General features: G+C 65.1%; 21 protein-coding genes. 18 read left to right on the top strand and 3 right to left on the bottom strand.

Features of this window, described 5'->3' with window-relative positions:
- Positions 1 to 65 precede the first annotated feature (65 nt).
- Positions 66 to 755, bottom strand: a complete 690-nt coding sequence (locus tag LB538_RS19395; protein ID WP_224531778.1) for a L,D-transpeptidase — start codon at positions 753 to 755, stop codon at positions 66 to 68.
- Between the two features lie 304 nt (positions 756 to 1,059).
- Between LB538_RS19395 and LB538_RS19390 the strand changes: the two genes are divergently transcribed.
- The 3 genes from LB538_RS19390 to xylB all read left to right on the top strand — a co-directional run bounded on the left by LB538_RS19390 (position 1,060) and on the right by xylB (position 4,543).
- Positions 1,060 to 1,683 carry a LysE family translocator gene (locus tag LB538_RS19390; RefSeq protein WP_140844649.1) on the top strand — a complete coding sequence of 208 codons (624 nt, stop codon included), beginning with the start codon at positions 1,060 to 1,062 and terminating at the stop codon, positions 1,681 to 1,683.
- Between the two features lie 4 nt (positions 1,684 to 1,687).
- Positions 1,688 to 3,007 (top strand): tetratricopeptide repeat protein, encoded by a 1,320-nt coding sequence (locus tag LB538_RS19385; RefSeq protein ID WP_224531743.1) that lies wholly within the window; start codon positions 1,688 to 1,690, stop codon positions 3,005 to 3,007.
- Between the two features lie 81 nt (positions 3,008 to 3,088).
- Complete coding sequence (gene xylB / locus LB538_RS19380) at positions 3,089 to 4,543, top strand: xylulokinase (RefSeq protein WP_224531742.1); 1,455 nt, start codon at positions 3,089 to 3,091, stop codon at positions 4,541 to 4,543.
- 194 nt (positions 4,544 to 4,737) lie between these two features.
- Here the strand turns inward: xylB and LB538_RS19375 are convergent, their stop codons facing one another.
- Positions 4,738 to 5,100, bottom strand: a complete 363-nt coding sequence (locus LB538_RS19375; RefSeq protein ID WP_224531776.1) for a nuclear transport factor 2 family protein — start codon at positions 5,098 to 5,100, stop codon at positions 4,738 to 4,740.
- Positions 5,101 to 5,211: 111 nt separating this feature from the next.
- Here LB538_RS19375 and xylA point away from each other — a divergent pair, with 111 nt between their 5' ends.
- The 3 genes from xylA (at position 5,212) to LB538_RS19360 (ending at position 7,733) form a co-directional block, all read left to right on the top strand.
- A complete protein-coding gene (xylA, locus tag LB538_RS19370; protein ID WP_224531741.1) occupies positions 5,212 to 6,537 on the top strand; it encodes a xylose isomerase in 1,326 nt (441 codons plus the stop codon).
- Between the two features lie 170 nt (positions 6,538 to 6,707).
- Positions 6,708 to 6,911, top strand: a complete 204-nt coding sequence (locus tag LB538_RS19365; protein WP_224531740.1) for a hypothetical protein — start codon at positions 6,708 to 6,710, stop codon at positions 6,909 to 6,911.
- Between the two features lie 60 nt (positions 6,912 to 6,971).
- On the top strand, positions 6,972 to 7,733 hold the full coding sequence (locus LB538_RS19360) for a TIGR01458 family HAD-type hydrolase (RefSeq protein ID WP_318011856.1): 762 nt from the start codon (positions 6,972 to 6,974) through the stop codon (positions 7,731 to 7,733).
- On the opposite strand, the gene LB538_RS19355 is transcribed toward LB538_RS19360, so the two are convergent.
- On the bottom strand, positions 7,714 to 8,694 hold the full coding sequence (locus LB538_RS19355; protein WP_224531738.1) for a GlxA family transcriptional regulator: 981 nt from the start codon (positions 8,692 to 8,694) through the stop codon (positions 7,714 to 7,716). The genes LB538_RS19360 and LB538_RS19355 overlap by 20 nt on opposite strands.
- A 131-nt stretch (positions 8,695 to 8,825) precedes the next feature.
- On the opposite strand from LB538_RS19355, the gene LB538_RS19350 reads away from it, so the two are divergent.
- From LB538_RS19350 to LB538_RS19295, 12 genes are all read left to right on the top strand, one after another.
- The gene (locus LB538_RS19350) at positions 8,826 to 9,749 is read left to right on the top strand and encodes a 3-keto-5-aminohexanoate cleavage protein (RefSeq protein WP_224531736.1); all 924 of its coding nucleotides are present in this window, start codon (positions 8,826 to 8,828) and stop codon (positions 9,747 to 9,749) included.
- 14 nt (positions 9,750 to 9,763) lie between these two features.
- Entirely contained in the window at positions 9,764 to 10,390 is a 627-nt protein-coding gene (locus LB538_RS19345; RefSeq protein ID WP_224531733.1) for an HD domain-containing protein, read from the top strand.
- A gap of 5 nt (positions 10,391 to 10,395) precedes the next feature.
- Complete coding sequence (locus tag LB538_RS19340) at positions 10,396 to 11,517, top strand: carnitine 3-dehydrogenase (protein WP_224531731.1); 1,122 nt, start codon at positions 10,396 to 10,398, stop codon at positions 11,515 to 11,517.
- Positions 11,518 to 11,521: 4 nt separating this feature from the next.
- On the top strand, positions 11,522 to 12,685 hold the full coding sequence (locus LB538_RS19335) for an acyl-CoA dehydrogenase family protein (protein WP_095768160.1): 1,164 nt from the start codon (positions 11,522 to 11,524) through the stop codon (positions 12,683 to 12,685).
- Between the two features lie 64 nt (positions 12,686 to 12,749).
- Positions 12,750 to 14,828, top strand: coding sequence for an acetate--CoA ligase family protein (locus tag LB538_RS19330; RefSeq protein ID WP_224531729.1), 2,079 nt, complete (start codon positions 12,750 to 12,752; stop codon positions 14,826 to 14,828).
- A complete protein-coding gene (locus LB538_RS19325; RefSeq protein ID WP_224531727.1) occupies positions 14,821 to 15,603 on the top strand; it encodes a carnitinyl-CoA dehydratase in 783 nt (260 codons plus the stop codon). The genes LB538_RS19330 and LB538_RS19325 overlap by 8 nt, the downstream gene beginning before the upstream one ends.
- Positions 15,604 to 15,650: 47 nt before the next feature.
- Positions 15,651 to 16,583 carry an alpha/beta hydrolase gene (locus tag LB538_RS19320; RefSeq protein WP_224531774.1) on the top strand — a complete coding sequence of 311 codons (933 nt, stop codon included), beginning with the start codon at positions 15,651 to 15,653 and terminating at the stop codon, positions 16,581 to 16,583.
- A 365-nt stretch (positions 16,584 to 16,948) separates the two neighbouring features.
- Entirely contained in the window at positions 16,949 to 18,910 is a 1,962-nt protein-coding gene (locus LB538_RS19315; protein ID WP_224531725.1) for a hypothetical protein, read from the top strand.
- 11 nt (positions 18,911 to 18,921) lie between these two features.
- Complete coding sequence (locus LB538_RS19310; protein ID WP_224531724.1) at positions 18,922 to 22,764, top strand: DUF11 domain-containing protein; 3,843 nt, start codon at positions 18,922 to 18,924, stop codon at positions 22,762 to 22,764.
- A 288-nt stretch (positions 22,765 to 23,052) separates the two neighbouring features.
- Positions 23,053 to 23,730: a ribulose-phosphate 3-epimerase gene (gene rpe / locus LB538_RS19305; RefSeq protein ID WP_224531722.1), complete on the top strand. Its 678-nt coding sequence runs from the start codon at positions 23,053 to 23,055 to the stop codon at positions 23,728 to 23,730.
- 261 nt (positions 23,731 to 23,991) lie between these two features.
- Positions 23,992 to 24,729, top strand: coding sequence for a GntR family transcriptional regulator (locus LB538_RS19300; protein WP_224531720.1), 738 nt, complete (start codon positions 23,992 to 23,994; stop codon positions 24,727 to 24,729).
- A gap of 108 nt (positions 24,730 to 24,837) precedes the next feature.
- Positions 24,838 to 26,355, top strand: a complete 1,518-nt coding sequence (locus LB538_RS19295) for a malonate--CoA ligase (protein WP_224531717.1) — start codon at positions 24,838 to 24,840, stop codon at positions 26,353 to 26,355.
- The last annotated feature ends 9 nt before the right edge of the window (positions 26,356 to 26,364 follow it).

The following is a 26,364-nucleotide window of genomic DNA, read 5'->3' as shown; positions in this document are numbered from 1 at the left end:
TGCGGCATCGCGCAACGGAAGAAACGGTATCTCGAAATGGCGGCCAGACAGGTCGCCTGGAAAGATCAGACCACGACGACCGGGTTCTTCTTGGAAACGCGGCTGTAGAGGTCGATAATGTCCTGGTTGATCAGGCGCACGCAGCCCGACGACATGGCCTGGCCGATGCTCCACCATTCGGGCGAGCCGTGGATGCGGTAGCCGGTGTCCTTACCGTTCTGGTAGATGTAGAGCGCCCGGGCGCCCAGCGGATTGGTGAGGCCGCCGGGCTGGCCGCCTTGCCATTTCACCAGTTCGGGCTTGCGCTGGATCATTTCCGGCGGCGGCGTCCAAACCGGCCATTCGCGGCCGTACTGGATGTTGGCGCGGCCCGACCAGCGGAAGCCGTCCTTGCCGATGCCGACGCCGTAGCGGATGGCGTCGCCGCCCGGCTGGACGAGATAGAGCATGCGCTCCTGCAAGTGGACGACGATGGTGCCGGGCGCCTCGCCGGTCTTGTCGACGACGATCTGGCGGCGGAACTGCGGCTTGACCTTCTGCCACGGCACCTCCGGCACCTGGAAGCCGCCGTCGGTGAGCGAGGCATACATGACGTCCGGGCCGGTGATGTTCTTGTCGACGCTGATCGCCGGACGCATCGGCGGCACGGAACCGGTGACGGTGTTGTCGAGCTGCATTTGCGGCAGGTCGAGCGTGTCGGTGGTGCTGCAGCCGGCAAGGCCGAGCAGCGCCATGGCGCCGGCGCCGGAAAGCATGGCGCGGCGGGAAAGCTGAATTTCGGTATCGATTGCTGCGCCGTTGGAAGGCGACGTCAGACGTTGCGGCAACTCGCGCATGCACAAACCCTACGCTGCCGGCGGGGGTCCGGCCGGATCGCAGGCATTTTCGCCATTCATCGTTGAAAAAGGGTGAAAGAGCCCGTGCCGGGCTTAACCCTAACGGATCGTTATGGCGGTAGATGAGCCGCCGGCCTCGGCGCTGAAGATTTTTCCAACGGCCCCTTTACATTCTCCCCGGCCCCAGGATTTATCCTTTTCTTTGCGTTCAAGGAGCAGGGAAATGTCCTTCGAAAACTGGGCTGCCTTCGCCGCCGCCTCTTCCATTCTTCTCATCATTCCTGGCCCGACGATCCTCCTGGTCGTCTCCTATGCGCTTGGGCAAGGCTGGCGCACCGCGTTGCCGATGGCAGTGGGCGTGGCGCTGGGCGACTTCACCGCCATGACGCTGTCGATGCTCGGCATTGGCGCGCTGCTTGCGGCTTCGGCAACGGTGTTCACCATGCTCAAGGTGATCGGCGCCGGCTATCTCATCTATCTCGGCATAAAACTGTTCCGCGCCGGCGGCGCGCTGAAGGCCGAACCGCGCACCGACGCGGTCTCGGCGGCACGGATGATGGCGCATGCCTGGCTGGTGACGGCGCTGAACCCGAAGAGCATCACCTTCTTCGTCGCCTTCCTGCCGCAATTCCTCGACCGGCATGCCGACTTCTGGACGCAGATGCTGATCTTCGAGACGACCTTCCTGACTTTGGCCTTCGCCAATGCCTTCGGCTACGCGCTGGTCGCGTCCAGGGCCAGGGCGATCGTGCGCAACCCGAAGGCGATCCGCATCTTCAACCGCACCGGCGGCACGCTGCTGGTCGGCGCCGGCATCGCCACGGTGGCGATGCGGTCGGCCAACTGAAGCTATGAAGGACGCATTCGGTCTTACCTATTCCGGTGCGACCGAAGCCGGGTTTTCGTCCTACGCCCGCGCTGTGCATGAATTGCAATGCTTCATCGGCGATCCGGTCAGCTCCATCGACCGCGCTATTGGCGAAAATCCCGGTTTCGTCATGGCGCATGTATTCAAGGGCTATCTGTTCGGCCTGGCGACGGAGCGCGAAGCGACTGCCGTGGCCAAGGCGTGCTACGAGGCGGCGTTGCCGCTTGCGGCGACGACCCGCGAGCAGGCGCATGTCGCCGCACTCGGCCATCTCGCGGGGGGACACTGGCACCAGGCGTCGCGCATTCTGGAAGATGTCGCCATCGACCACCCGCTCGATGCTGTGGCGCTGCAGACCGGGCATCAGGTCGATTTCTTCACCGGCAATGCGCGCATGCTGCGCGACCGCATCGGCCGGGCGCTGCCGGCCTGGCAGAAAGACATGCCGGGCTACCACGCTATTCTCGGCATGCAGGCCTTCGGGCTGGAGGAAATGGGCGATTACGCCCGTGCCGAATCCCTGGGCCGAGAAGCCATCGAGATCGAACCGCGCGACGGCTGGGCGCAGCATGCGGTCGCGCATGTCATGGAAATGCAGAGCCGGCAACGAGACGGCATCGCCTGGATGCGCGCCAATCCAGATGCATGGACCAAGGAGAGTTTTCTTCAGATCCACAATTGGTGGCATCTGGCGCTGTTCCATTACGATCTCGGCGAAACCGACGAGGTGCTCAAGCTCTATGACGGGCCGATCTATGGCGACCGCTCGACATTGGCGCTCAATATGGTCGATGCCTCGGCGATCCTGTGGCGCCTCGCTCTGGGCGGCGTCGATGTCGGCGACCGCTGGGCGGCGCTTGCCGCCAACTGGAGTCCAAAAGCCGCCGCCGGCAATTATGCCTTCAATGACGCGCATGCGATGATGGCCTTTGTCGGCGCAGGCCTGGAGGCGCCGGCCAAGACGCTGCTCGAAGCGCAGCGCGAGGCGATGCGCGGCGAGGATGACAACGCCGCCTTCACGCGCGATGTCGGCCATCCGCTGACGCTTGCGATCAAGGCTTTCGGCGAAGGCAAATATGACGAGGCCGTGCGCCTGATCCGGCCGATCCGCTCGATCGCGCATCGTTTCGGCGGCAGCCATGCGCAGCGCGACGTGATCGACCTGACGCTGATCGAGGCCGCGTTGCGCGCCGGCGATACGGCGCTCGCGCGGGCGCTGACGGACGAACGGCAGCTCGCCAGGCCCGACAGCCCGCTGTCGGCGCTGTTCTCGCGTCGCGCCGCCGATTTGTCAGAGAATTGACCCGGAGCGGATCTTGTCTTAAAAACTGCCGAGCCAGATTTTTTCGAGATCCGAAAAAATTAATGGCAATGGGAGGAAATCATGTATCTCGGCCTCGACCTGGGCACTTCGGGCGTCAAGGCGCTGCTGATCGACGACAGTCAGAAAGTCATCGGCTCCGGCCATGGCTCGCTCGATGTCTCGCGGCCGCATCCGGGCTGGTCGGAGCAGGATCCGGCGCATTGGATCGAGGCCTGCGAGGCAGCGATTGCCGAACTCAAGGCCTCGCACCCGAAGGAGCTTGCCGCGGTCAAGGGCATCGGCCTTTCCGGCCAGATGCACGGCGCCACACTGCTCGATGCCTCGGACAAGGTGCTGCGCCCCTGCATCCTGTGGAACGACACGCGCAGCCATGTCGAGGCGGCGGCGCTCGATGCCGATCCGCGCTTCCGCAAGCTCACCGGCAACATCGTCTTCCCCGGCTTCACCGCGCCGAAGCTTGCCTGGGTGAAAGAACACGAAGCCGCGACCTTCGCGGCCGTCGCCAAGGTGCTGCTGCCAAAGGATTACCTGCGGCTCTGGCTGACCGGCGAGCATATTTCGGAAATGTCGGATTCGGCCGGCACCTCGTGGCTCGATGTCGGCAAGCGCCGCTGGGCACCCGAATTGCTGGCGGCGACATCGCTCGACGAAAAGCACATGCCCTCGCTGGTCGAAGGCACAGCCAAGGCCGGCGCCTTGCGGAACGAGCTCGCTTCGAAATGGGGGATCGCGACGGGCGTCACGATTGCCGGCGGCGCCGGCGACAACGCGGCCTCGGCCTGCGGCATGGGCACGGTCGGCGCCGGCCACGCTTTCGTGTCGCTCGGCACGTCGGGCGTGCTGTTTGCGGCGAACGCCTCCTATCTGCCCAATCCGGAAAGCGCGGTCCACACATTCTGCCATGCGCTGCCCGACACCTGGCACCAGATGGGCGTGATCCTTTCGGCCACCGATTCGCTCAACTGGCTGTCGGAGATCACGGCAAAGAGCGCCGGCGACCTGACCGGCGAACTCGGCGATACGCTGAAGGCGCCGACGGGCGTTACCTTCCTGCCCTATCTCTCCGGCGAGCGCACGCCGCACAATGATTCCGCCATTCGGGGCTCCTTTACCGGGCTGGCGCATCAATCGAGCCGGGCCGTGCTGACGCAGGCCGTGCTTGAGGGCGTCGCTTTCGCCTTTCGCGACAGTCTCGAGGCGCTGAAGATGGCCGGCACCACGCTGAGCCGGGTGACCGCGATCGGCGGCGGCTCGCGCTCGCGCTATTGGCTGAAGGCGATCGCTACCGCGCTGCAGGTTCCGGTCGATATTCCGACCGACGGCGATTTCGGCGCGGCGTTTGGTGCGGCAAGGCTTGGGTTGATTGCGGCTACGGGGGCCGATCCGCTTGCCGTCTGCACTGCGCCGGCCACGGATGCGACGATCGAGCCGGATGTCGGGCTGGGTGGCGCTTATGCTGATGCGTATCAAGGGTATCGGGCGCTGTATCCGGCGATAAGAGCGATAACTGCGTGACTATGTGCGAGGCCCCCCTCTCTGCCCTGCCGGGCATCTCCCCCGCAAGTGGGGAGATTGGATGTCACGCCGGCTTTCGCCAATCGCCGGCGTTGCAAGGAGAGGCGAGGCCTCGAAGCTGCCAATCTCCCCCCCTGAGGGGGAGATGGCCGGCAGGCCAGAGAGGGGGGCCTCGCATCCCACCTCTCCAGTTATCACTGCGCCGGCACCTTATCCAAAAACCCGGTGACACTCTTCAGCCGCCCATTCTCGATGACGCCGATGTCGGTGCCTTCGATGACGGATTCCGTGCCTTCCGGCCCAAGATTCCACGAGAAGCGGATGCGGTCGGCGAAACCGTCCGGCTCACCCTTCAGCGAGAAGCGGAAGCCGACGAAGCGCTGTTGCACGCCGTCGATCAGCGCGGCGATGCCGTCATGGCCATCGCCTTGCATGATCGGGTCGCGATAGCTGACGTCGCTGGTGAAGGCGGCTTCGAGCAGCGCCTTGCGGCGCTGCGCATCGATCTCGTTCCAGGCGGCGATGTAATTGCGGGCGATCGTGTTGAGGTCGGTCATAGTCATGGTCCTTCGTTGGATCGTTTCGACATGACGCTTTTCGCCCGGCAAAAGAGTGAAACCAATTACGCCTGAGGTAATCGGGAAACCATCTCGGAGAGGAAGGAAACCATGAGCAGCGGATTTTTCGGCGACATCAAGACAATCAAATATGAAGGGCCGGATTCGACCAATCCGCTGGCCTACCGCTACTACAACCCCGATGAGGTGGTGGCCGGCAAGCGGCTGGAAGACCATCTGCGCTTCGCCGTCGCCTACTGGCATTCCTTCGCATGGCCGGGCGGCGACCCATTCGGCGGCCAGACCTTCGACCGACCCTGGTTTGCCAAGCCGGGCGGCGTCGACACGATGGAACTGGCCAAGCTCAAGGCCGACGTCGCCTTCGAGATGTTCTCGCTGCTTGGCGCGCCCTATTTCTGCTTCCACGACGCAGACGTGCGCCCGGAAGGCAAGGATTTTTCGGAGAGTGCCGCGCGCCTCGACGAGATCACCGACTATTTCGCCGACAAGATGAAACAGACCGGCGTCAAGCTGCTCTGGGGCACGGCGAACCTTTTCTCGCACCGGCGCTTCATGTCCGGCGCGGCCACTAATCCCGATCCGGATGTGTTCGCCTATGCGGCGGCGACGGTGAAGAAATGTATCGACGTCACCAAGAAGCTCAAGGGCGAGAACTATGTGCTGTGGGGCGGCCGCGAGGGCTATGAGACCTTGCTCAACACCGACCTTGCCCGCGAGCAGGAGCAGGCCGGCCGCTTCCTCAACCTCGTCGTCGACTACAAGCACAAGATAGGCTTCACGGGCACGATCCTGATCGAGCCGAAGCCGCAGGAGCCGACAAAGCACCAGTACGACTACGACGTCGCGACGGTCTACGGCTTCCTCAAGCGCTTTGGGCTGGAGAAGGAAGTAAAGCTCAACATCGAGCAGGGCCACGCGATCCTGGCCGGCCATTCCTTCGAGCATGAGCTGGCTTTGGCGAATGCGCTGGGAATCTTCGGTTCGATCGACATGAACCGCAACGACTACCAGTCGGGCTGGGACACCGACCAGTTCCCCAACAACGTGCCGGAAATGGCGCTGGCCTATTATCAGGTGCTGCAAGGCGGCGGCTTCAAGACCGGCGGCACCAATTTCGACGCCAAGCTCAGGCGCCAGTCGCTCGACCCGGACGACCTCCTGATCGGCCATATCGGCGGCATGGATGCCTGCGCACGCGGCCTCAAGGCGGCGGCAAAGATGATCGAGGACAAGGCGCTGTCCGGCCCGCTCGCCGAGCGCTATGCCGGCTGGAACACCGCCGAAGGCAAGGCGATGCTTTCGGGCGAGCGCACGCTGGAGGAGATCGCCGAGCGCGTCTTGAAGGAGAAGATCGAGCCGCAGCCGCGCTCCGGCCGGCAGGAACTGCTGGAGAACATCGTCAACCGCTACGTCTGATCGCTCAGGCGGAATGCCGAGCGTATAGCATTCGCGCGGGGCAGAACTTCACGACAAGGTTTTGCCCCGAGCCGCCCCTCAATCGCCCCGCTCTTGCCTTCAAACAGCCGTCACGGAACTCGTATAAACGTGGCTCCTGTGGCGGGTGAAGAAGAAGGAGGCGAACCGATATGCAGCACGAACGCGAGATCGACGCCCTGCTTTCGTCCGGTGAAACCGGATCGATCATCGACCGGCTGATGGCCTTGCCCCATTCGAAAGAGGGCGGCCGCAAGACAAATGAATGGGACCGCGCGGTCGCCGCGCGGTTGGAAACGGCGCTGGCCAAGAGCATGCGTACGCGCATCGTCGGCGAAGGCCGCGACGCCGCCTGACAATTCCCGTGATTTGACGAAAAGAGGTGGCTTCTCCATCCTGCACCGATGATACGCGCGGTGCTGCTTGACCTTGTGGGTGTCGTCTATGATGGCGATACCCCGATCGCAGGAGCCGTGACCGCGGTCGGGCGTTTGCGCAAGGCCGGCCTGCCGCTCCGCTTTGTCAGCAACACGACACGCTCGCCGCGCAGCAAGATCGTCGCGCAACTTGCCGCCATGGGCATCGAAGTTGCGGATGAAGAATTGCTGACGCCGGCGCGCGCTGCGATCGAATGGTTGCGCAGGCATGGCCGCGAGCCGCATCTGCTCATCCATCCCAATCTCGAAGCAGAGTTTTCGGGCCTGGAGGGAGGAAGCGGCAAGGCGGTCGTCGTGGGCGATGCCGGCGAGGCGTTCGGCTACGCCAGTCTCAACCGTGCTTTCCGCGCGTTATCCGCCGGTGCCGATTTTGTGGCTTTGGCCACCAACCGCACCTTCAAGGATGCGGACGGCCAGCTCAGCCTCGACGCCGGCGCTTTCGTTGCGGCCCTCGAATTCGCCAGCGGCCGAAAACCCGTCGTGCTCGGCAAGCCGTCGCCGGACTTCTTCCTTTCGGCGCTCGCCGATTTGAACTGCCCTGCGGCCGATGCGGTCATGGTCGGCGACGACGCGGAGAGCGATGTCGCCGGCGGGCTGCGTGCCGGGCTCGGCGCGGCGCTGCTCGTGCGAACCGGCAAGTACCGACCCAAGGACGAGACGCGATACGATCCAGCTCCGACGGCAGTGGTCGATGACCTCGCCGCCGCGACAGACTGGATTCTCAACCGCGCCGCAGCCTGACCGGGGCCTCGCCGAAAGCTCTTGAAAATGCCCTGGAAAATGCTGCGGCGGAGGAAAAGCCCGTACGCCCGGCAATGTCGGCCATGGCGATGCGCGTATCGACCACGAGCCGCCGGGCGGCGCTGAGGCGCAGCCTCAGATAATAGGCGCCGGGCGTCTCGCCGATCGACTTGCGAAAAATGCTTTCCAGCGTCCTTGCCGTGACGCCGGCGCGTTTTGCCACGGCGTCGATGGTGAGCGGCTGGTCGACATGCGCTTCCATCAGCCGGATCGCCTGGGCAAGCCTAGGATCGTAGCCGTCGAGCCGGCCGAGCGAGACCAGCGGCTGCGCGTCGGTCGCGGCGCGCGCCTGGTCGTAGATGAAGACGCTCGCCACATCGAGCGCGGCGGCCATGCCGAGTCTCGTGCGGATGAGATGCAGCATCAGGTCGAAGGTCGGCGAGGCGCCGCCGGAGGTGAAGACCGGCCCGTCGATGACGTAGCGGTCCGGCCGCACATCGACGCCCGGAAAGGCGGTCGAGAAATCCTCCATGTCTTCCCAATGCGTGGTGGCGCTGCGGCCCTCGAGCAGGCCGGCGCGTGCCACCAGCCAGGTGCCGGCCTCGACACCACCGCAAGCGCGTGCAGCGCGCGCTGCCCTGCGCAGACCCGCGAGCAAGGCCGAGGTGGCGTAGTTCTGCGTGCCGAAGCCGGCGACGACAACCAGCATGTCGGTGGCCTCGGCCGCGTCGAAGCGGCCGCTGACGGCCACGGGGAGGCCGCATGTCGTCACCGGCGCCTCGCCGGTGACCGAGACCAGCTTGAAATCGAACAGCGTCTCGCCCAAGATGCGGTTTGCTGCGCGCAGCGGGTCGACCGCCGAAGCCACGCACATGATCGAGGACCCCGAGAACACGAGGAGCGTAACCTTGAGCCTCTCGCGCTCGGATCGAAAGATGGTCGGCTTTTCGCTTTTGATCATGAGAGCTTCGTAAAACGCAAAACAGTTTCCGGCAAGTCGGGCATTCTTGGTGAATTGCCGTGCATGCCGTGCCGCTATCGGCTCCCGCTTCTGGGTGGCATGCATGGCCGATCGAATCTGGGAGGATCAAGATGCCGCTTGCGATGAACCGCGAGGTCTTCATTACCTGTGCCGTGACCGGCTCCGGCGGCACGCAGGACCGCAGCCCGCATGTGCCGCGTTCGCCCAAGCAGATCGCCGATTCGGCGATCGACGCCGCCAAGGCGGGTGCGGCGATCGTCCATTGCCATGTGCGCGACCCCGAGACCGGCAAGCCGAGGCGCGACGTGCATCTCTACCGCGAGGTGACCGAGCGCATCCGCGAAGCGAACGTCGACGTGGTGCTGAACCTCACCGCCGGCATGGGTGGCGACATGGTGTTCGGCTCGCCGGAAGCGCCTTTGCCGCTCAACGAGAAGGGCACCGACATGGGAGGCGCCACCAACCGCATGGAGCATGTGCGCCAGTGCCTGCCGGAGATCTGCACGCTGGATTGCGGCACGATGAATTTCGCCGAGGCCGATTATGTGATGACCAACACGCCGGGCATGCTGCGCGCCATGGGCGGCATGATGACGGCGCTGGGCGTCAAGCCCGAGATCGAGGCCTTCGACACCGGACATCTGTGGTTCGCCAAGCAGCTGGTCGAGGAAAAGGTGCTCGACCCGGATGCGCTGGTGCAGCTCTGCATGGGCGTGCCATGGGGCGCGCCGGACGACCTCAACACCTTCATGGCGATGGTCAACAACGTGCCCTCGACCTGGAACTGGTCGGCCTTCTCGATCGGCCGCAACCAGATGGCCTATGCGGCGGCGGCCGTGCTTGCCGGCGGCAATGTCCGCGTCGGCCTGGAAGACAATCTGTGGCTCGACAAGGGCGTGCTGGCGACAAACGCGCAGCTGGTCGAGCGCGCGGCCAGCATCGTCACCAATCTCGGCGCGCGTATCCTGGGGCCTGAGGAAGTGCGCAAGAAGCTCAACCTGACCAAGCGGGCACCGATCGCGGCCGCGGCGTAAGGCGGGCGCTGGCCATGGCTGATACCGTCAAGTTCACTGCGATGAAGGACGGCGACAAGGAAGACTATGAATTCCTGACCGCCCATGAGATCGACTACGCCGCCAAGACCGGCGACCGGCTGCTCGACGCGCTCGTACAGCTGGATGAGGGTCTTTCCGGCTACAAGATCACCCGGCTCGGCCATTCGCTGCAGGCGGCGACGCGCGCCTGGCGCGACGGCGCCGACACCGACTGGATCGTCTCAGCGCTACTTCACGACATCGGCGACATCTACGCGCCCTACAACCACGACGAATATGCGGCTGCGATCCTGAAACCCTTCGTGCGCGAGCAATGCACCTGGGTGGTGGAAAAGCATGGCGACTTCCAGCGCCTCTATTATGCGCATCACCTGGGCGGCAACCGGCATGCCCGCGAGCGCTTCGCCGGCCACCTCTATTTCGATGACTGCGACCAGTTCTGCGAGCGCTGGGACCAGTCGAGCTTCGATCCCGACTACGAGACGCTGCCGGTCGAGTTCTTCCGGCCCTTCGTGCTCGAGGTCTTCGCCCGAAAGGCCTACGATCCGGCGGTGATCCGCGCCGGCGAGCGCGTGGCCCTCACAGATCCCGAAACAGCCAAGACGAGAACCGGAGCCTGACAAGCATGAGCATCATCAACAAGGCGGCCGCGATCGGCGGCGGTGTCATCGGCGCCGGCTGGGTGGCGCGGCTGCTGCTCAACGGCATCGAGGTGTCGATCTTCGATCCGGATCCGGAAGCCTCGCGCAAGGTGGGCGAAGTGATGAAGGGCGCGCGCCGCGCCTACAAGCAGATGCTGCCCGGCGGCCTGCCCAAGGAAGGCAAGCTCACCTTCGCCAAGACCATCGCCGAGGCGGTTGCCGACGCCGACTTCATCCAGGAAAGCGTGCCGGAGCGGCTCGACCTCAAGCACAAGGTGCTGGCCGAGATCGACCAGCATGCGCCCGCCAACGCCATTGTCGGCTCGTCGACCTCCGGCATCAAGCCGACCGACATGCAGGTGGCGATGAAGAAGCATCCGGAGCGGCTGGTCGTCGGCCATCCGTTCAACCCGGTTTATCTCTTGCCGCTGGTCGAGATCGTCGGTGGCGAGCAGACCTTCCCCGAGGCGATCGAGGTGGCCAAGGAGCTCTACGCCTCGATCGGCATGAAGCCGGTGGTGGTGCGAAAGGAGATCGAGGCCTTCGTCGGCGACCGCCTGCTCGAGGCCGCATGGCGCGAGGCGCTGTGGCTGGTCAAGGACGGCATCTGCACCGTCGAGGAACTCGACGACATCATGCGCTATTCCTTCGGCCTGCGCTGGGCGCAGATGGGCATGTTCCAGGTCTACCGCGTCGCTGGCGGCGAAGCCGGCATGCGCCACTTCATGGCGCAGTTCGGGCCCTGCCTGAAATGGCCGTGGACCAAGCTGATGGACGTGCCCGAGTTCAATGACGAGCTGGTCGACCTGATCGCCACGCAGTCGGACGAACAGGCGCACGGGCTGTCGATCCGTGAGTTGGAGCGCATCCGCGACGACAATCTCGTCGCGATCATGGAGGCGCTGTCGAGGCAGAACAAGGGCAAGGGCTGGGGTGCCGGCGCGCTGCATAAGGACTATACCAGGCAACTCGCCAAGCTGGCAGCGAAGAAGACTCCATCCAAAACTGCCGAAAAGCCCAAGCCGGCGAAGAAGGCAGCCAAGCCGGCAAAGGCTGAGAAGCCCGCCAAGGGCGATAAGGCGAAGAAGAGCAAGAAGAAGGGCTGAGGCGATGCATTTCGGTCTTTCGGAAGAACAGAAGCTCATCGTCGAGACGACGCGCGCCTTCGTCGAGAACGAGCTCTACCCGCATGAGCGCGAGGTGGAGCGCACCGGCGTGCTGCGCCGCGAGCTGATCGACGAGTTGAAGGCCAAGGCGATCGAGGCCGGGCTTTATGCCGCCAACATGCCGGCCGATGTCGGCGGCGCCGGCTTGGACACGGTGAGCTGGCTGCTCTACGAGAAGGAGCTTGGCCGCGCCAATTACGCGCTGCACTGGACCTGCGTGGCGCGTCCGTCCAACATCCTGCTTGCCGGCACGCCGGAGCAGCGCGAGAAGTATCTTTTCCCGTGCATCCGCGGCGAGAAGTCGGACTGCCTGGCGATGACGGAGCCTGGCGCCGGCTCCGACCTGCGCGGCATGAAGGCGACCGCGGTGCAGGACGGCTCGGACTGGGTGCTCAACGGCACCAAGCATTTTATCTCGCATGCCGACATCGCCGATTTCGCCATCGTGTTCATGGCTTCGGGCGAAGAGGATTCGCCACGCGGCAAGCGCAAGAAGATCACCGCCTTCTTCGTCGACAAGGGCACCAAGGGCTTCACGGTGCGCGACGGCTATCGCAATGTCTCGCATCGCGGCTACACCAATTCGATCCTCGAATTCGACGATTGCCGGCTGCCGGCTTCCCAGGTGCTCGGCGAAGTGCACAAGGGCTTCGACGTCGCGAATTCGTGGCTTGGCGCCACGCGTCTCCAGGTTGGCGCCACCTGCCTCGGCCGCGCCGAACGCGCGCTCTCGCATGCCATCGAATATGCCGCGCAGCGCCAGCAATTCGGCCAGCAGATCGGCAAGTTCCAGGGCGTCTCGTTCAAGCTCGCCGACATGGCGACGGAATTGAAGGCCGCGGACCTGATGGTCTTCGAAGCCGGCTGGAAGTACGATCAGGGCACCGTCACCGATCAGGACATGGCGATGGCCAAGCTGAAGGCCACCGAAATGCTGGCCTTCGTCGCAGACGAGGCCATCCAGATCCATGGCGGCATGGGACTTATGGACGACCTGCCGCTGGAGCGCATCTGGCGCGATGCCCGCGTCGAGCGCATCTGGGAAGGCACGTCGGAGATTCAGCGACATATTATTTCGCGGGCGCTGCTGCGTCCGTTCGGAGCTTAGAGCATGATGCGCCAAGGCCCGGATCCGGCCTTGGACAAGATCGCGCTCAAACGAAAAGATGGCCATGCATAAACTCGAACGTCTCCTGCGCCCGAAATCGATCGCCGTGTTCGGCGGGGCGCAGGCCGCCGCCGTCGTGGCGCAGTCGATCAAGATGGGCTTTGCCGGCGAGATTTGGCCGGTGCATCCGACCAAGGACGAGGTCGCCGGCCGCAAGGCCTATCGCTCCGTCGCCGACCTGCCCGGAGCACCGGACGCCGCGTTCGTCGGCGTCAACCGGCATCTGACCATCGAGGTGATCAAGGCGCTGGCCGAACGCGGCGCCGGCGGCGCCGTCTGCTTCGCCGCCGGCTTCCTCGAGACCGAGGCCTATGACGAGGACGGCGAGCGGCTGCAGGCCGAGCTCGTCGCCGCCGCAGGCCAGATGCCGATCATCGGGCCGAACTGCTACGGCCTGATCAACTATGCCGACGGCGCGTTGCTTTGGCCCGACCAGCACGGCGGCATCCGGTTGGCCGAAGGCGGCAAGGGCGTCGCTATCATCACCCAGTCGTCCAACATCGCCATCAACATGACGATGCAGAAGCGCGGCCTGCCGATCGCCTTCCTGATGACGGCAGGCAACCAGGCACAGACCGGCCTTTCGGAAATGGCATTGGGCCTGATCGAGGACGAGCGCGTCACCTCGCTCGGCCTGCATATCGAGGCCTTCGATTCGGTCGCCGGCTTCGAGAAGCTGGCGGCACGGGCGCGCGAATTGAAGAAGCCGATTATCGCCATGAAAGTCGGCCGATCGGAGCAGGCAAGGCAGGCGACGGTGTCGCACACGGCCTCGCTGGCCGGCTCCGACGCCGCCTCCGGCGCCTTCCTGAAGCGTCTGGGCATCGCGCGCGTCGATTCCATTCCCGCCTTCATCGAGGCGCTGAAGCTGCTGCACATCACCGGACCATTGCCCGGCTACAGGCTCTCGTCGATGAGCTGCTCGGGCGGCGAGGCTTCCGTGATGGCCGACAGCGCCGAAGGGCGCTGGGTGCATTTTCCGGCCCTGACGGCCGAGCACCGCGCGCATGTCAAATCGACGCTCGGACCGCTGGTCGCGGTCGCCAATCCGCTCGATTACCACACCTTCATCTGGAACAACGAGCCGGCGATGACCGCCACCTTCACCGCCATGGTGTCGGGCGGCTTCGACCTCAACATGCTGGTGCTCGACTTCCCGCGCCCGGACCGCTGTTCCGACGTCGACTGGTGGGCAACGCTGCGCGCCTTCGAGGCGGCGCTGAAAACCAACAAGGCGCAAGGCGCGATCGTCTCCTCGCTGCCAGAAAACCTGCCGGAGGAATACACCGCCGGATTGATGGCGCGCGGCATGGTGCCGTTGTTCGGCATCTCGGAAGCCATGGACGCCGCCCAAGCCGCCGCCTTCATCGGCTGGGCTTGGCATGAGCCGCAGGCGCAGCCGGTCGACACCACCGCGGCAGGCACGTCCGAAGCCAAACGCGTAACGCCGGACGAGGCCGAGGCCAAGGAAAGGCTGATCAAGGCCGGCCTGCCGGTGCCGAAGGGCGAACGCGCCTCCAACGCGGTGGAGGCGGTGATCTCGTCCATGACGCTGGGCTTCCCGGTAGCGTTGAAAGCGCTCGGCGTGACGCACAAGTCGGAAGTCGGCGCCGTCAGGCTGAACCTCAAGGACGCCGAATCCGTCAGCGCCGCCGCGCATGACCTTCTGCCGCTCGGCACCGGGCTTTATGCCGAGCGCATGGTGCGCGACGGCGTCGCCGAGCTGATCGTCGGCTTCACCCGCGATCCGATGTTCGGCGTGGTGATGACGCTCGGCACCGGCGGCGTGCTGGTCGAGCTGTTGCGCGACAGCGTGACCCTGATGCTGCCGGCGACGCGCGACGACATCGAGGCGGCATTGCGCGGATTGAAACTCTATCCTCTCCTCGAAGGCTATCGCGGCCGGCCGCGGGCCGACGTCGACGCCGCCATCGACGCCATCGCCGGCATTGCCGACTTCGTGCAGAAGAACGAGGGCGAGATCGAGGAACTCGACATCAACCCGCTGATCGTGTGCGCCGAAGGCAAGGGCGCCTGGATCGCGGACGCCCTGCTGGTGCTTGGAGAGAAGAAGAATGGCTGACGTCATCACCACCCGCCGCGAAGGCGCTGTCCTCGAGGTCACGCTCGACCGGCCGAAGGCAAACGCCATCGACCTCAAGACGTCGCGGCTGATGGGCGAGACCTTCAAGGCGTTCCGCGACGACCCCGAGCTGCGCGTCGCCATCGTCAAGACGGCCGGGGACAAGTTCTTCAGCGCCGGCTGGGACCTGAAGGCGGCGGCGGCCGGCGATGCCGTCGACGGCGATTACGGCGTCGGCGGCTTTGCCGGGTTGCAGGAGCTGCGCGACCTCAACAAGCCGGTGATCGCCTGCGTCAACGGCATGGCGGTGGGCGGCGGCTTCGAGCTGGCGCTGTCCTGCGATCTCATCTACGCCTCGGACCATTCCTCTTTCGCGCTGCCCGAGATCCGCGCCGGCACGCTGGCCGACGCTGCGACCATTAAGCTGCCGAAGCGCATCCCCTACCATATCGCCATGGACCTTCTGTTCACCGGCCGCTGGATGGATGTTGCCGAGGCGCATCGCTGGGGCCTGGTCAACGAGGTGCTGCCTAAGGACAAGCTCGAGGAGCGCGTCTGGGAGATCGCAAGATTGCTCGCCAGCGGCCCACCGCTGGTCTTCGCCGCAATCAAGGAGACGGCGCGGGTGGCCGAGGCGCTGACCTTCCAGGACGCCATGAACAAGGTGACGCGCCGGCAGCTGCCGACGGTCGATAAGCTCTACGGGTCGGAAGACAATATGGAAGGGTTCCGGGCTTTCGCGGAGAAGCGCGAGCCGGTTTGGAAGGGCAAGTGATTCTGCGGAGATGACGGAGCGAGGCCTTGGCTACCTGTTCCGCACCCATGACCGACTACAAAACCCTCATCGACGCAGAAACCTGGGCCTTCATCGAGAAGACCAATTCCTACTATCCGCCGGACACGATCGACTACACGATCGAAGAGCAGCGCGCGATCTATGACCGGATGTGCCGGGAGTTCTTTGCCGGCTATCCGCAGGGCGTGACCGCCTTGACGACAGGCATCGCCGACGGCATCCCGATCCGCATCTATCGCAACGCGGAGCCGAACGACGCTGCGATGGTGCTCTACCTTCATGGCGGCGGCTTTATCCTGGGCGGGCTGGAGAGCCATGACGATGTCTGCGCCGAGCTTTGCGCCCGCACCGGTTACGAGGTGGTCTCGGTCGACTACCGGCTGGCGCCGGAGCATCTGCATCCGGCCGCCTTCGACGACGCCATGGACGCGTTCGAATGGGCCGCCAAGACCTATGACTGCCCTGTCGTGCTTTGCGGCGACAGCGCCGGCGGCAATCTCTGCGCGGCGGTAGCGCATGCGACGCGCGGCCATGAAAAGAAGCCGGCCGGCCAGATGCTGATCTATCCCGGGCTCGGCGGCGACCATTCGCGCGGCTCCTACGTCACCCATGCCGAGGCCCCGATGCTGACCGTGCGCGATCTCCACTTCTACAAGCATATCCGCACCGGCGGCATCGACCAGACCGGCGACATCACGCTCTATCCGCTGGCCGACGCCGATTTCGCCTATTTGCCGCCGACGGTGCTAATCACCGCCGAGTGCGACCCGCTGTCATCCGACGGCGAGGCTTATCGCGACCGGGTCATCGCGGCCGGCGGGCGCGCCGCCTGGTTCGAGGAGCCGGGCCTGGTGCATGGCTACCTCAGAGGCCGCCACATGATCGGCCGGGCACGGACGAGCTTCACCCGCATCGTCGAGGCGGTATCGGCGCTCGGCCGGGGCGACTGGATCTGGTAACGCCCCTGGCGACCGCAAACACTTTCCACCCCGCTATCCTCCCATGAACCTTTCCATGCCGGCCAGCGACTGACGGCCAGGCGCCGCAATGGCGCGGCCCGGAAAGGAAAGCCGCCATGACCAGAAACCCAGAGACTTCGCGGTCTCCGGGAACAACGGGAATCCAGCGCGATCACCCCCTTCGGGAAGGGGTCGACGCGCTGGGCTTCCGGCTGATTCCGTTGACCCTGCCCAGCAGCCGGCGTATCGTCGCCAAGAGGAAAACAGACAATTCGAACGGGGAAGAACGTGCCGCAACGCCGCGCCTTGCCCTGGTTGGCGCGGTAGAGGCGGACGTTCCTTCCAGCGGCTTCGGGGGGAGTTCAATGTCTGGCGTTCGCGGCTCGTTCCTGCGTTCCCGTGGCCGCCGTTTGCGCCGCGCAATCGCAACAAGCGGCGGAATTCTGGCTTTGGCGCTGTCCGCCGGCTTGTGGCTCGGCGTTGCGAAGGCGCAGGAAACGCAGATCATCTATCCCGGATCGATGGCGGTCACCGGCTTCCCCGGCACCACCATTCCCGATTTCGATCTGGGTCTGCCCCCCGGCGTCGACCCGGTCGACGAGACCTTCATCGATACGTCCCGCGCATCCTTGCGCATTTTCGACGTCTCGCATCTCGGCGGGCCCGCTTCCGGCCAACTCGTCAACACGCGGCCGCCCTTCGAGGTGACGGCCGGGCAGATCGGCGAGGTGTTCGGCCTCGCCTATGACGATGGCGTGCGCGACGGCGTGCCCTCAGGCGTTCCCAACCTCTACGCGGCTGCGACCTCGCTGCATGGCGTCGAGATCGTCACGCCGGACGCCGACCATGACGGCAGGCCGGAACGGCAGCGCCGCGGCACCGCGGGCGCCACTTTCATGCAGGGTCAGTTCGGCACCGAGAATGGCGGCGGACCAGGCACGATCTGGAAGATCGACGGCATCACGGGCGCCGTCTCCAAATTCGCCGACATCGATACCAACAGCGGGCCGGGCATCGGCAACCTCGCCTTCGATGCTACCCATCGCCAGTTCTTCGCTTCGGATCTCGATACCGGACTCATTCATCGCATCGATATCGAGGGCAATCTGATCGACAGCTTCGACCATGGCGTCGCCGGGCGCCCCGCGCATGGATTAGCCCCGGTCGCCGACGACACCGCCGTGATGGACATCCAGGCTGCCGCTTTCGATAGCGAAGACCCCGCGACCTGGGGCTACACGCAGGATGCGCGCCGGGTCTGGGCCGTCGCCTATCATGGTGGCCGGCTCTACTATTCCGTCGGCGAGAAGGCCGAAATCTGGTCGGTCGGCATCGCGAGCGACGGAGGCTTTGCCGGCGGTCCGCGCTGGGAACTGACGGTCAAGGCGGACCAGGACTATGCCGTCACCGACATCGCCTTCGACAATAAGGGCTTCATGTATCTCGCCCAGCGCGGCCCGGTCGAGAACCGCTACGATTACAGCCGCTTCGCCGATTCCGGCAAAGGCGAGCTGATACGCTACTGGCGCGAGGATCCGGACGATCCGGCAACGGAATCGGCCTGGGTCGAGGTGCCGCAGGAATATGCCGTCGGCTTCCCGCAGGGCAACCGGCAGTCGGCCGGCGGCGTCGACCTGCAATATCGCTATGACGCCGAAGGCAATCTCGACACTTCCGTTTGCACCGACACCGTCGTCAACACCGGCGACAAGTTGCGCGACAATCCCGAACTTGCCGAGCGCCTCGCCGCCGGCGGGCCGCTTGCCGTGCATGGCGTCCAGCTGACGCCAAGCGCGCTGGTCAAGCCGGCGAACGTTCCGCCCTTCGGTTCATGGTTCGTCGACTTCGACGGCTATTTCGAAGACCCGGACGTCCAAGGCCATGTCGGCGACGTAAGGGTCTGGCGCCCCTGTGAGGGCCGCGCCGGCTACTATGAGGAAATCCCCGGCGGCGGCTATCTGCCTCCGTTCTATCCGCCGGACTTCCCGCCGCCCGGCAACCTGCCGCCCTGCATGGATGTCGAGGACGTGCATTACTACTGCACGCCACGCGGGCTTCAGGCCGAACTCTATCTCCATGACCATGCCGGCTTTGGCGGCGATTCGATCAAGGCGCAGTCCAGGACGCCCGGCGTCGGGGTATCAACCCCCATGTCGCATGTTCCGGGCAAGCCCTACACGATCGACATCACCGGCCATGATCCGGGCGACACCGTCAATGTCGGGCTCTGCTTCTACCGCAAGTCCGACCAGGACAAGGGTGGCTACTATCCTTGCTGCAAGATGACGCTGCCGCTCAGAACGCCAGCCGTCAGCTGCGAACGTTGAGGGAGGGACAGATGAGCAATCTCGCCCTTTCCCGCTTCGTTTCGAGCAACCCGAAACCCGTCATGGAGACGATCATGAAACCCCTGTCATATGCCAGGCGCGGCGCGCGCTGGCTGATGGCGGCCGGTATCGCGGTCGCCATGATGCCGGCACTGCCGGCGCTCGCCCAGGACCAGGCTCCGGCCAAGACCAATCAGGCCGCCAATCCGGCGTCACGCGGTATCAATGCGGAGCTCGCGCGGATCGTGCCCTTCTTCACCAAGAAAGGCAGCCAGAAAAGCTGCGATACGGTCGAATATGTCCTGAGCTTCGGCATCCATGGCGACCCGCAGGACTTCGACCGCCCAAGCGTGGCCGCCCTGCTCAAAGCGACAAGGCTCGATTTCAAGGACCAGCTGCCGCACGGCCTGCAGATTGTCGGCGTCGATGTCTCCGGCGACGGCACCAGCGCCTCCGGCGGAGCGCTGCCCGCTGCTTCAATCGGCACGTCGGACAGCCCGAACGACACGGCCAGCGTTTCCAACTTCCGCATCAGCGCTGCCAACCTTGATGGCGCGGGTGCTGCGAACGAACGCGTCATCACCTTCCGCATCACCGCCAGGATAGACCACGCGACCTTTCCCGTGCCGACGACGGTCGACAACCAGGGTGAGATCGAGGTGGCCTTCAGGGGCGGTCCGGCAACAACGATCCACTCGCAGGATCCGGACAGACCGGACGACGGTGATTTCCTGACCGGCGTGAAGACCTCGATCAAGATCGACTTGATCAAGTGCAACCCGCCGCCACCACCTCCCGGCAAGGAATGTTTCAAAGTCGAGCGCGGCACGGTCGATTGCGTGCCAGGCGGCGGCGCCTTCATCTATCATATGCCGGTCGGCCCGGAGATGGGCGACAAATGGGTGCAGGTGTCGACGACGACGCCCGGCGTCAGCATCGTTCCCGACATGCAGAAGGTGCCGATCGGCGGCGGCGTGCTGAACTGGAAGATCATCGGCGCTTCGCCCGGCGAAACCATCCACCTCGTCGTCACCGGCATCGAGACCTATGCCGGGCCGAAGGAAGGCTGGGGGCTCTGCTGCACGCAGGTGATCGACATCGTCGTCCCGCGTGACCTGAGATGCCCGCCGAAGGACAAGGAGCCTGACCTCAAGGTCGAAAAACATGCGGACGTGCCGCGTTGCACGATGGCCGGCGGCTGCGACTTCACCATCACCGTCACCAATGTCGGCGACGCGCCCTATAACGGCAAGATCGTGCTCGACGAGGTGACGCTGCCGGCAGGCTCAGTGCTGACCTCCGGGCCGAACGCGCCCTGGGTCTGCGCGCCCGGCACGCCGCCGATGACCTGCACCTATCCGGCGACTACGCTCAACCCCGGCGCCTCCGTCAACCTCAAGCTCGGCTTCAAGCCGGCGGGCGGCTGGCAAGGCGGCGTGCTGCGCAACTGCGCCGCCTATGACTACCAGGCCAGCGGCAAGCCGCTGTTCGGCAGCCAGCAGAACGACCGCGGCTGCGCCTCGATCCCGATCTGCCGCCGCGGCGATCGCGATCCGCAGTGCAATCCGCCGGTCGAGAAGAAGGTCGACCTGATCCTTAAGAAGCGCGCCCGTACCCCGGTCTGCACGCCGGACGGCGCCTGCACTTTCGTGATCGACATCATCAACAACGGCACCGGCACCTATAACGGGCCGCTGACCGTGATCGACACCTACCCCGGCGGCGCGCCGACCTCGTCGACCTTCGGGCCGAGCCCGCCATGGACCTGCGGACCGAACGGCCCTGGCCAGTTCCGCTGCGACAATGCCGGCATCTCGCTGCCTCCGGGCGCCTCGACGCCGATCGTCGTCAGAGCGGTGATGCCGGCGAACTACCGGCCGGACACGGTGGAGAACTGCGCCGAGGTGAAGGGCATTGCCGGCGAGGTCAACCTCGCCAACAACAAGGCCTGCGCCACCGAGCGCATCCGCCATCCGAATGGCGGCCAGGCCGGACTGCGCATCGCCAAGACCTGCGATGGCTCGCTTGCCGGCGCTGCGGTTGTTTCCTGCCGCATCACCGTCACCAATGTCGGCATCGCCGCCCCCACCGGCCCGGTGCGGGTCAACGATGCCGCCACGCTGGTGTCGGGCGGAGCGCCTGTGCAAATCCAGAGCGTCACCCCCGACGGTGCGGACTGGGCTTGCGGACCGGTGCCTGCCAACACGCTGTCGTGCCAGATTCCCGGCGCCGTGATGACGCCCGGAACCAGCCGGCACTTCGACGTGACGGTGAGCGGCAACGGCGCGTTTGAGAATTGCGCGCGCGGCTCCTACGGGCCGGCGCCGGGGGACGATATCGTCTACCCGATCGGCCAGGCCTGCGCGAAAGGCGGCGGCGGCTCGACCATCCGCGTCGAGAAGACCGGCGATGCCGAGTGCCGGCCGGGAGAGCCCTGCTCATTCGAGATCACCATCACGAACGATGGGCCTACCCCCTTCTCCGGCCCGGTCCGCATCGGCGATGCGATCGGCATCGACGGCATCGGCAGGCTGGAAGGCGTCCGGATCACCGCGATCGAGCCGCCTTTCGGCTGCTCGCCGGAGCCGGCGACGCTGCCGGCGTCCTGCATCGCCAACCTGGCGCTCGGCGCCGGGGAAAGCCGCAAGCACCATGTCACCGTGACCCTTCCCGACGACAGGCGGCTTGCCGATCTCAAGGGCACGGTCACGGGACAGAATTGCGTCGGCGTGCTCTCGCCGAACACGCCGGTGCAAAGCGGCGGCGACGTGCTGTCGCGCACGCCGAGCGGCATGCAGGGCGATCGCGGCAAGGCCTATGCGTGCCATCCCTTCACCGTCAGCCGAGAGGTTAAGAACCAGTGCTTGTATGGAATGGTGCTGAACTCGGCCGGCCGTTGTGTCTGTCCGGAAGGCACCATCTTCCGTGACGGCCAATGCTCGTCCGGTGGCAGCAAGCTTCTGCCGCTGCCGCAGCGTTGCGTCCTGCTGCAGGGCCAGATCCGCACCGAGGACGGACGCTGCGTCTGCCCGCGCGGCACCGAGCTGGAGAACGGCAAATGCGTGCGGGGCGAAGAGCCGCAGGAGCCGCAATGCACGCTGCGTCCCGGCCAGTACCGCGACCAGAACGGCAACTGCGTCTGCCGCCGCGGCGAGCTGGTGAACGGCGTGTGCCAGGTCGTCCCGCCAAAATGCACGATTCGTGGCGCAGTGCTGACGACGGACGGCTGCGTCTGCCCGAAAGGCACGCATCTCGACCGTGCCGCCAAGGCTTGCGTGCCTGACAGGGAGCCGCCCGCCCAGTGCCGTATCCGCGGCCAGTCCCGCAACGCCGATGGCGATTGCGTCTGCCCGAGTGGCATGGAGGTGCGCGGCGGCGCCTGCCGGCCGATCGTGTCGAAGCAGTGCCCGGTCCGCGGCCAGCTGCGCGACGCCAACGGCAACTGCGCCTGCCCGGACGGCCTGGTGGCGCGGGGCAAGGCCTGCCAGCGGCCGAAGCCGAGCCAGGAGCAGTGCGCCATTCGCGGCCAGGTCCACAACAAGCGGGGTGACTGCGTCTGCCCGCGCGGGACCGAAATCCGCAACGGCGCCTGCCGCAAGGCGTCGGTGGAATGCGCACCGGGTGCGGAGTTCATCGACGGACAGTGCCAGCCGGTTTTCACCCGGCGGCGCTGCCCGGCCGGAACGGCCGGACAGTATCCGGATTGCTACCCGATCCGCAGGCAGCCGGACATCGAGATCAACCCCGGCATCCTGCTCAACCCGAATGTGCTGCAGCAACTGGTGCCGCAGCGCCAGCCGCGGCGCATGCTGCAGGATCCGGCGGGCGCCAACATCCAGAACTTCAAGCCGTAATCTTGGCTGAAGACCAGGACCCGCCGGAGCGATCCGGCGGGTTTTCTTTTCCACATCGAAGAAAGCCCTATGTCAGGCGGGCTAATGCACCTGCCCTAAACATGCTTCCCCCTGGCCGGATCATGGTCCAGCGCGTTTCACCGTTTTACGGAAACGGTGAAACGCCCTATCTCTTTGTTTTCACGCAATTCCGGACGGAAAAGCGCTCGCACTTTTCCTGGAATTGCTCTAGGCAATCGCCCTGACAGGCGCGACCACGCGCACAGGACCGCCGGGAGAATTTGCGCCATGAGCAAGAAGACCCTGATCGCGCCATCGGTGCTGGCGTCGGATTTTTCGAAGCTGGGCGACGAGGTCGAGGCCGTCGCGGCGGCCGGCGCCGACTGGATCCATCTCGACGTGATGGATGGTCATTTTGTGCCCAACATCACCTTCGGCCCGCCGGTGATCAAAGCGATCCGCAACCGCACCAAGGCCTTCTTCGATTGCCATCTGATGATTGCGCCGGCCGATCCTTACCTGGCGGCCTTCGCCGAAGCGGGCTGCGACGGCATGACGGTGCACGCCGAGGCCGGGCCACATCTCGACCGCTCGCTCCAAACCATCAAGAACCTCGGCAAGAAGGCAGGCGTCTCGCTCAACCCGGCAACGCCGGAAACGGCGATCGAATATGTGCTCGACCGGCTCGACCTGATCCTGATCATGACGGTCAATCCCGGTTTCGGCGGACAGGCCTTCATCCCGGCGATCGTCGACAAGGTGAAACGCGTGAAGGCGCTGATCGGAAGCCGGCCGATCCACATCGAGATCGACGGCGGTGTTTCGGCCGAAACCGCGCCCCTGGTGACCGCGGCCGGAGCCAATGTGCTGGTAGCGGGCGCCGCAGTCTTCAAGGGCGGCAGCGTCGAAGCCTATAGGGCAAATATCGAAGCAATTCGAACGGCTGCCGACAGGGCCGCCAGTTAAACATATAACGGTGCGAGCCTCGCGGGAGTTGTACAACCGCGACAGGGATCGAACGATTGTTCATTCTATGAAGCGACGCAGGAACATCGACTTTTCCCTGAGATTCTACTTTGTTCAATAAATAGACGATCCGCTTGTCTTAAAGTCGAATATCATCATCTTCCGCTTGAGACACCTCATTGCCCGGCTGTATGATACATGTACGGGAATTGCTTCGCCGCGGGGCCCTGGCGAACCAGGGGCAAAGCAACAGGAGTTCGATTGACAAACGGAAGCACCGAGCCGGGCGAGAGCAAGGGCGCCAAAAGCACGCTTGCCAGTTCGGTCTACCAGCAACTCCGCGACGACTTGCTGCGCGGAGCCCTGGAGTCCGAGACGAAACTGCGTGTCGAGTGGGTCGTTTCCCGCTATGGCGCCGGCGCCTCGCCGGTGCGCGAGGCGCTCAACCGCCTGGCCGCCGAGGGCCTGCTCGGCCGTCACGACCAACGCGGCTTCTTCCTGATGCCGGTCAGCGCCGCGGAACTGGAGGAGCTGACGCGTACGCGCTGCTGGCTGGAGGAGCGGGCGCTGCGCGAATCCATTGCGCACCGAACCGCAGAATGGGAAGAGCAACTGGTGCTTGCCCTGCACCGCCTGGCGCGCGCCGAGCGCCGCCTGCCGGATGACCCGGCAACCAACAATCCAGAATGGGAAAAGCTGCACCGCGCCTTCCATCGCGCCCTGATCGCGGCCTGCAGGTCGCACTGGCTGATCGGCTTTTGCGATCAGCTCTCCGACCAGGCCTCGCGCTACCGCCTGATCGCGCAAAACGCGCCAGGCACGGGGCGCGACGATCTCGGCGAGCACCGCATCATCGCCGAACGCACGCTGGACGGCGACGCCGACGGCGCGGTCGAGGCGCTTCTCAATCACTACCGCCTCACCGCGGCGATGTGCATGGAACGCCTCGCCCAGGGTTATGATCCGGGGGCCGGCAAGTCCCAACGCGGCCGTAAATAGCCGATCGAAAAATCAACGCAGTTTTTGCTCCGGGCGCCAAATCTGGTATTCGCTCAGGCGAGCGCAAGGCATGCGCCATTCGGCCTTCGTCCGCCCTGAGGACATTTCATGACCAATCATCTCTTCAGCGCTTTCCGTTCCCGCATGCCGGCGCCCGGCCGGCTGCTGATGGAGACGGATGACGGCCGTTCGATCACCTATGGCGACATGGTGGCGAAGTCGGCGCAGCTGGCGCATGCCCTCGCGCAGGCCGGCGTCGAGCCCGGCGACCGGGTCGCGGTCCAGGTCGAGAAGAGCCCGGAGGCGATGCTGCTCTATCTCGCCTCGTTACGCACCGGCGCGGTCTTCCTGCCGCTCAACACCGCCTACACGCTGCCCGAGCTCGACTATTTCTTCCGTGATGCCGAGCCGAAACTGATCGTTTGCGATCCGGACCGTCTTTCGGGCATCGAACCGCTTGCCGTGGCGATCGGCGCCACGGTGCTGACGCTTGGCCGCGACGGACAGGGAACGCTGGCCAGCCAGGCTTCGCGACAGGCGACGGATTTCAGCGATGTCGCGCGCGGGCCGGACGATCTTGCCGCGATCCTCTACACTTCCGGCACGACCGGCCGTTCCAAGGGCGCGATGCTCAGCCACGAGAACCTCGCCTCCAACGCGCGCGTGCTGGTGGAGCAATGGCGCTTCGGCGCCGACGACGTGCTGATCCACGCGCTGCCCATCTTCCACACACACGGCCTGTTCGTCGCCACCAACGTCGTCTTGATGGCCGGCGCGACAATGTTTTTTGAGCAAAAATTCGATCCCGCGCGCATTCTGTCGCTGATGCCGCGCGCGACGGCTTTGATGGGCGTGCCGACCTTCTATGTGCGGCTGTTGCAACAGGACGGCCTGACACGCGAGGCGGCGAAGACGATCCGGGTCTTCATCTCCGGCTCGGCGCCGCTCTTGGCCGAGACGCACAAGGCCTGGCGCGAGCGCACCGGCCACGCCATCCTCGAGCGCTACGGCATGACCGAGACCAACATGAACACGTCCAACCCCTATGACGGCGAGCGGCGCCCGGGCACGGTCGGCTTCCCCTTGCCCGGAGTCTCGCTGCGCATCACCGATCCCGAGAACGGCAAGTCGCTTCCCCAGGGCGAGATCGGCATGATCGAGGTCAAGGGCCCGAACGTCTTTGCCGGCTATTGGCGCATGCCGGAAAAGACAAAGGCCGAGTTCCGCGACGACGGCTTCTTCATCACCGGCGACCTCGGCCTGATCGATGCCGACGGCTATGTCCACATCGTCGGGCGCGGCAAGGACCTGATCATCTCGGGCGGCTACAACGTCTATCCGAAGGAGATCGAGAGCGAGATCGACGCGCTCGACGGTGTCACCGAAAGCGCGGTGATCGGCGTGCCGCATCCCGATTTCGGCGAAGGCGTCACCGCGGTGGTGGTGCGCAAGCCGGGCTCGGCGATCAGCGCCGCCGACATTACCGGCGCCATCGCCGGACGACTGGCGAAATACAAGCATCCGAAGCAGGTGATCTTCGTCGACGAACTGCCGCGCAACACGATGGGCAAGGTGCAGAAGAATGTGCTGCGCGAGGCGTATAAGGATATCTATACAGCCGGCTAACAGCACTGC

This window comes from Mesorhizobium sp. Ca11 (assembly GCF_020165275.1).
In the GTDB taxonomy this organism is placed as follows: Bacteria; Pseudomonadota; Alphaproteobacteria; order Rhizobiales; family Rhizobiaceae; genus Mesorhizobium.
Note: the sequence above shows the minus strand (reverse complement) of the source record. Positions and strands in the feature narration are given on the sequence as shown.

What these genes read in the sequence shown, in the direction of transcription:
- LB538_RS19395 (WP_224531778.1), bottom strand. Translation starts at nt 755, where the DNA reads ATGCTTTCCGGCGCCGGCGCCATGGCGCTGCTCGGCCTTGCCGGCTGC.
- LB538_RS19390 (WP_140844649.1), top strand. Translation starts at nt 1,060, where the DNA reads ATGTCCTTCGAAAACTGGGCTGCCTTCGCCGCCGCCTCTTCCATTCTT.
- LB538_RS19385 (WP_224531743.1), top strand. Translation starts at nt 1,688, where the DNA reads ATGAAGGACGCATTCGGTCTTACCTATTCCGGTGCGACCGAAGCCGGG.
- xylB (WP_224531742.1), top strand. Translation starts at nt 3,089, where the DNA reads ATGTATCTCGGCCTCGACCTGGGCACTTCGGGCGTCAAGGCGCTGCTG.
- LB538_RS19375 (WP_224531776.1), bottom strand. Translation starts at nt 5,100, where the DNA reads ATGACCGACCTCAACACGATCGCCCGCAATTACATCGCCGCCTGGAAC.
- xylA (WP_224531741.1), top strand. Translation starts at nt 5,212, where the DNA reads ATGAGCAGCGGATTTTTCGGCGACATCAAGACAATCAAATATGAAGGG.
- LB538_RS19365 (WP_224531740.1), top strand. Translation starts at nt 6,708, where the DNA reads ATGCAGCACGAACGCGAGATCGACGCCCTGCTTTCGTCCGGTGAAACC.
- LB538_RS19355 (WP_224531738.1), bottom strand. Translation starts at nt 8,694, where the DNA reads ATGATCAAAAGCGAAAAGCCGACCATCTTTCGATCCGAGCGCGAGAGG.
- LB538_RS19350 (WP_224531736.1), top strand. Translation starts at nt 8,826, where the DNA reads ATGCCGCTTGCGATGAACCGCGAGGTCTTCATTACCTGTGCCGTGACC.
- LB538_RS19345 (WP_224531733.1), top strand. Translation starts at nt 9,764, where the DNA reads ATGGCTGATACCGTCAAGTTCACTGCGATGAAGGACGGCGACAAGGAA.
- LB538_RS19340 (WP_224531731.1), top strand. Translation starts at nt 10,396, where the DNA reads ATGAGCATCATCAACAAGGCGGCCGCGATCGGCGGCGGTGTCATCGGC.
- LB538_RS19335 (WP_095768160.1), top strand. Translation starts at nt 11,522, where the DNA reads ATGCATTTCGGTCTTTCGGAAGAACAGAAGCTCATCGTCGAGACGACG.
- LB538_RS19330 (WP_224531729.1), top strand. Translation starts at nt 12,750, where the DNA reads ATGCATAAACTCGAACGTCTCCTGCGCCCGAAATCGATCGCCGTGTTC.
- LB538_RS19325 (WP_224531727.1), top strand. Translation starts at nt 14,821, where the DNA reads ATGGCTGACGTCATCACCACCCGCCGCGAAGGCGCTGTCCTCGAGGTC.
- LB538_RS19320 (WP_224531774.1), top strand. Translation starts at nt 15,651, where the DNA reads ATGACCGACTACAAAACCCTCATCGACGCAGAAACCTGGGCCTTCATC.
- LB538_RS19315 (WP_224531725.1), top strand. Translation starts at nt 16,949, where the DNA reads ATGTCTGGCGTTCGCGGCTCGTTCCTGCGTTCCCGTGGCCGCCGTTTG.
- LB538_RS19310 (WP_224531724.1), top strand. Translation starts at nt 18,922, where the DNA reads ATGAGCAATCTCGCCCTTTCCCGCTTCGTTTCGAGCAACCCGAAACCC.
- rpe (WP_224531722.1), top strand. Translation starts at nt 23,053, where the DNA reads ATGAGCAAGAAGACCCTGATCGCGCCATCGGTGCTGGCGTCGGATTTT.
- LB538_RS19295 (WP_224531717.1), top strand. Translation starts at nt 24,838, where the DNA reads ATGACCAATCATCTCTTCAGCGCTTTCCGTTCCCGCATGCCGGCGCCC.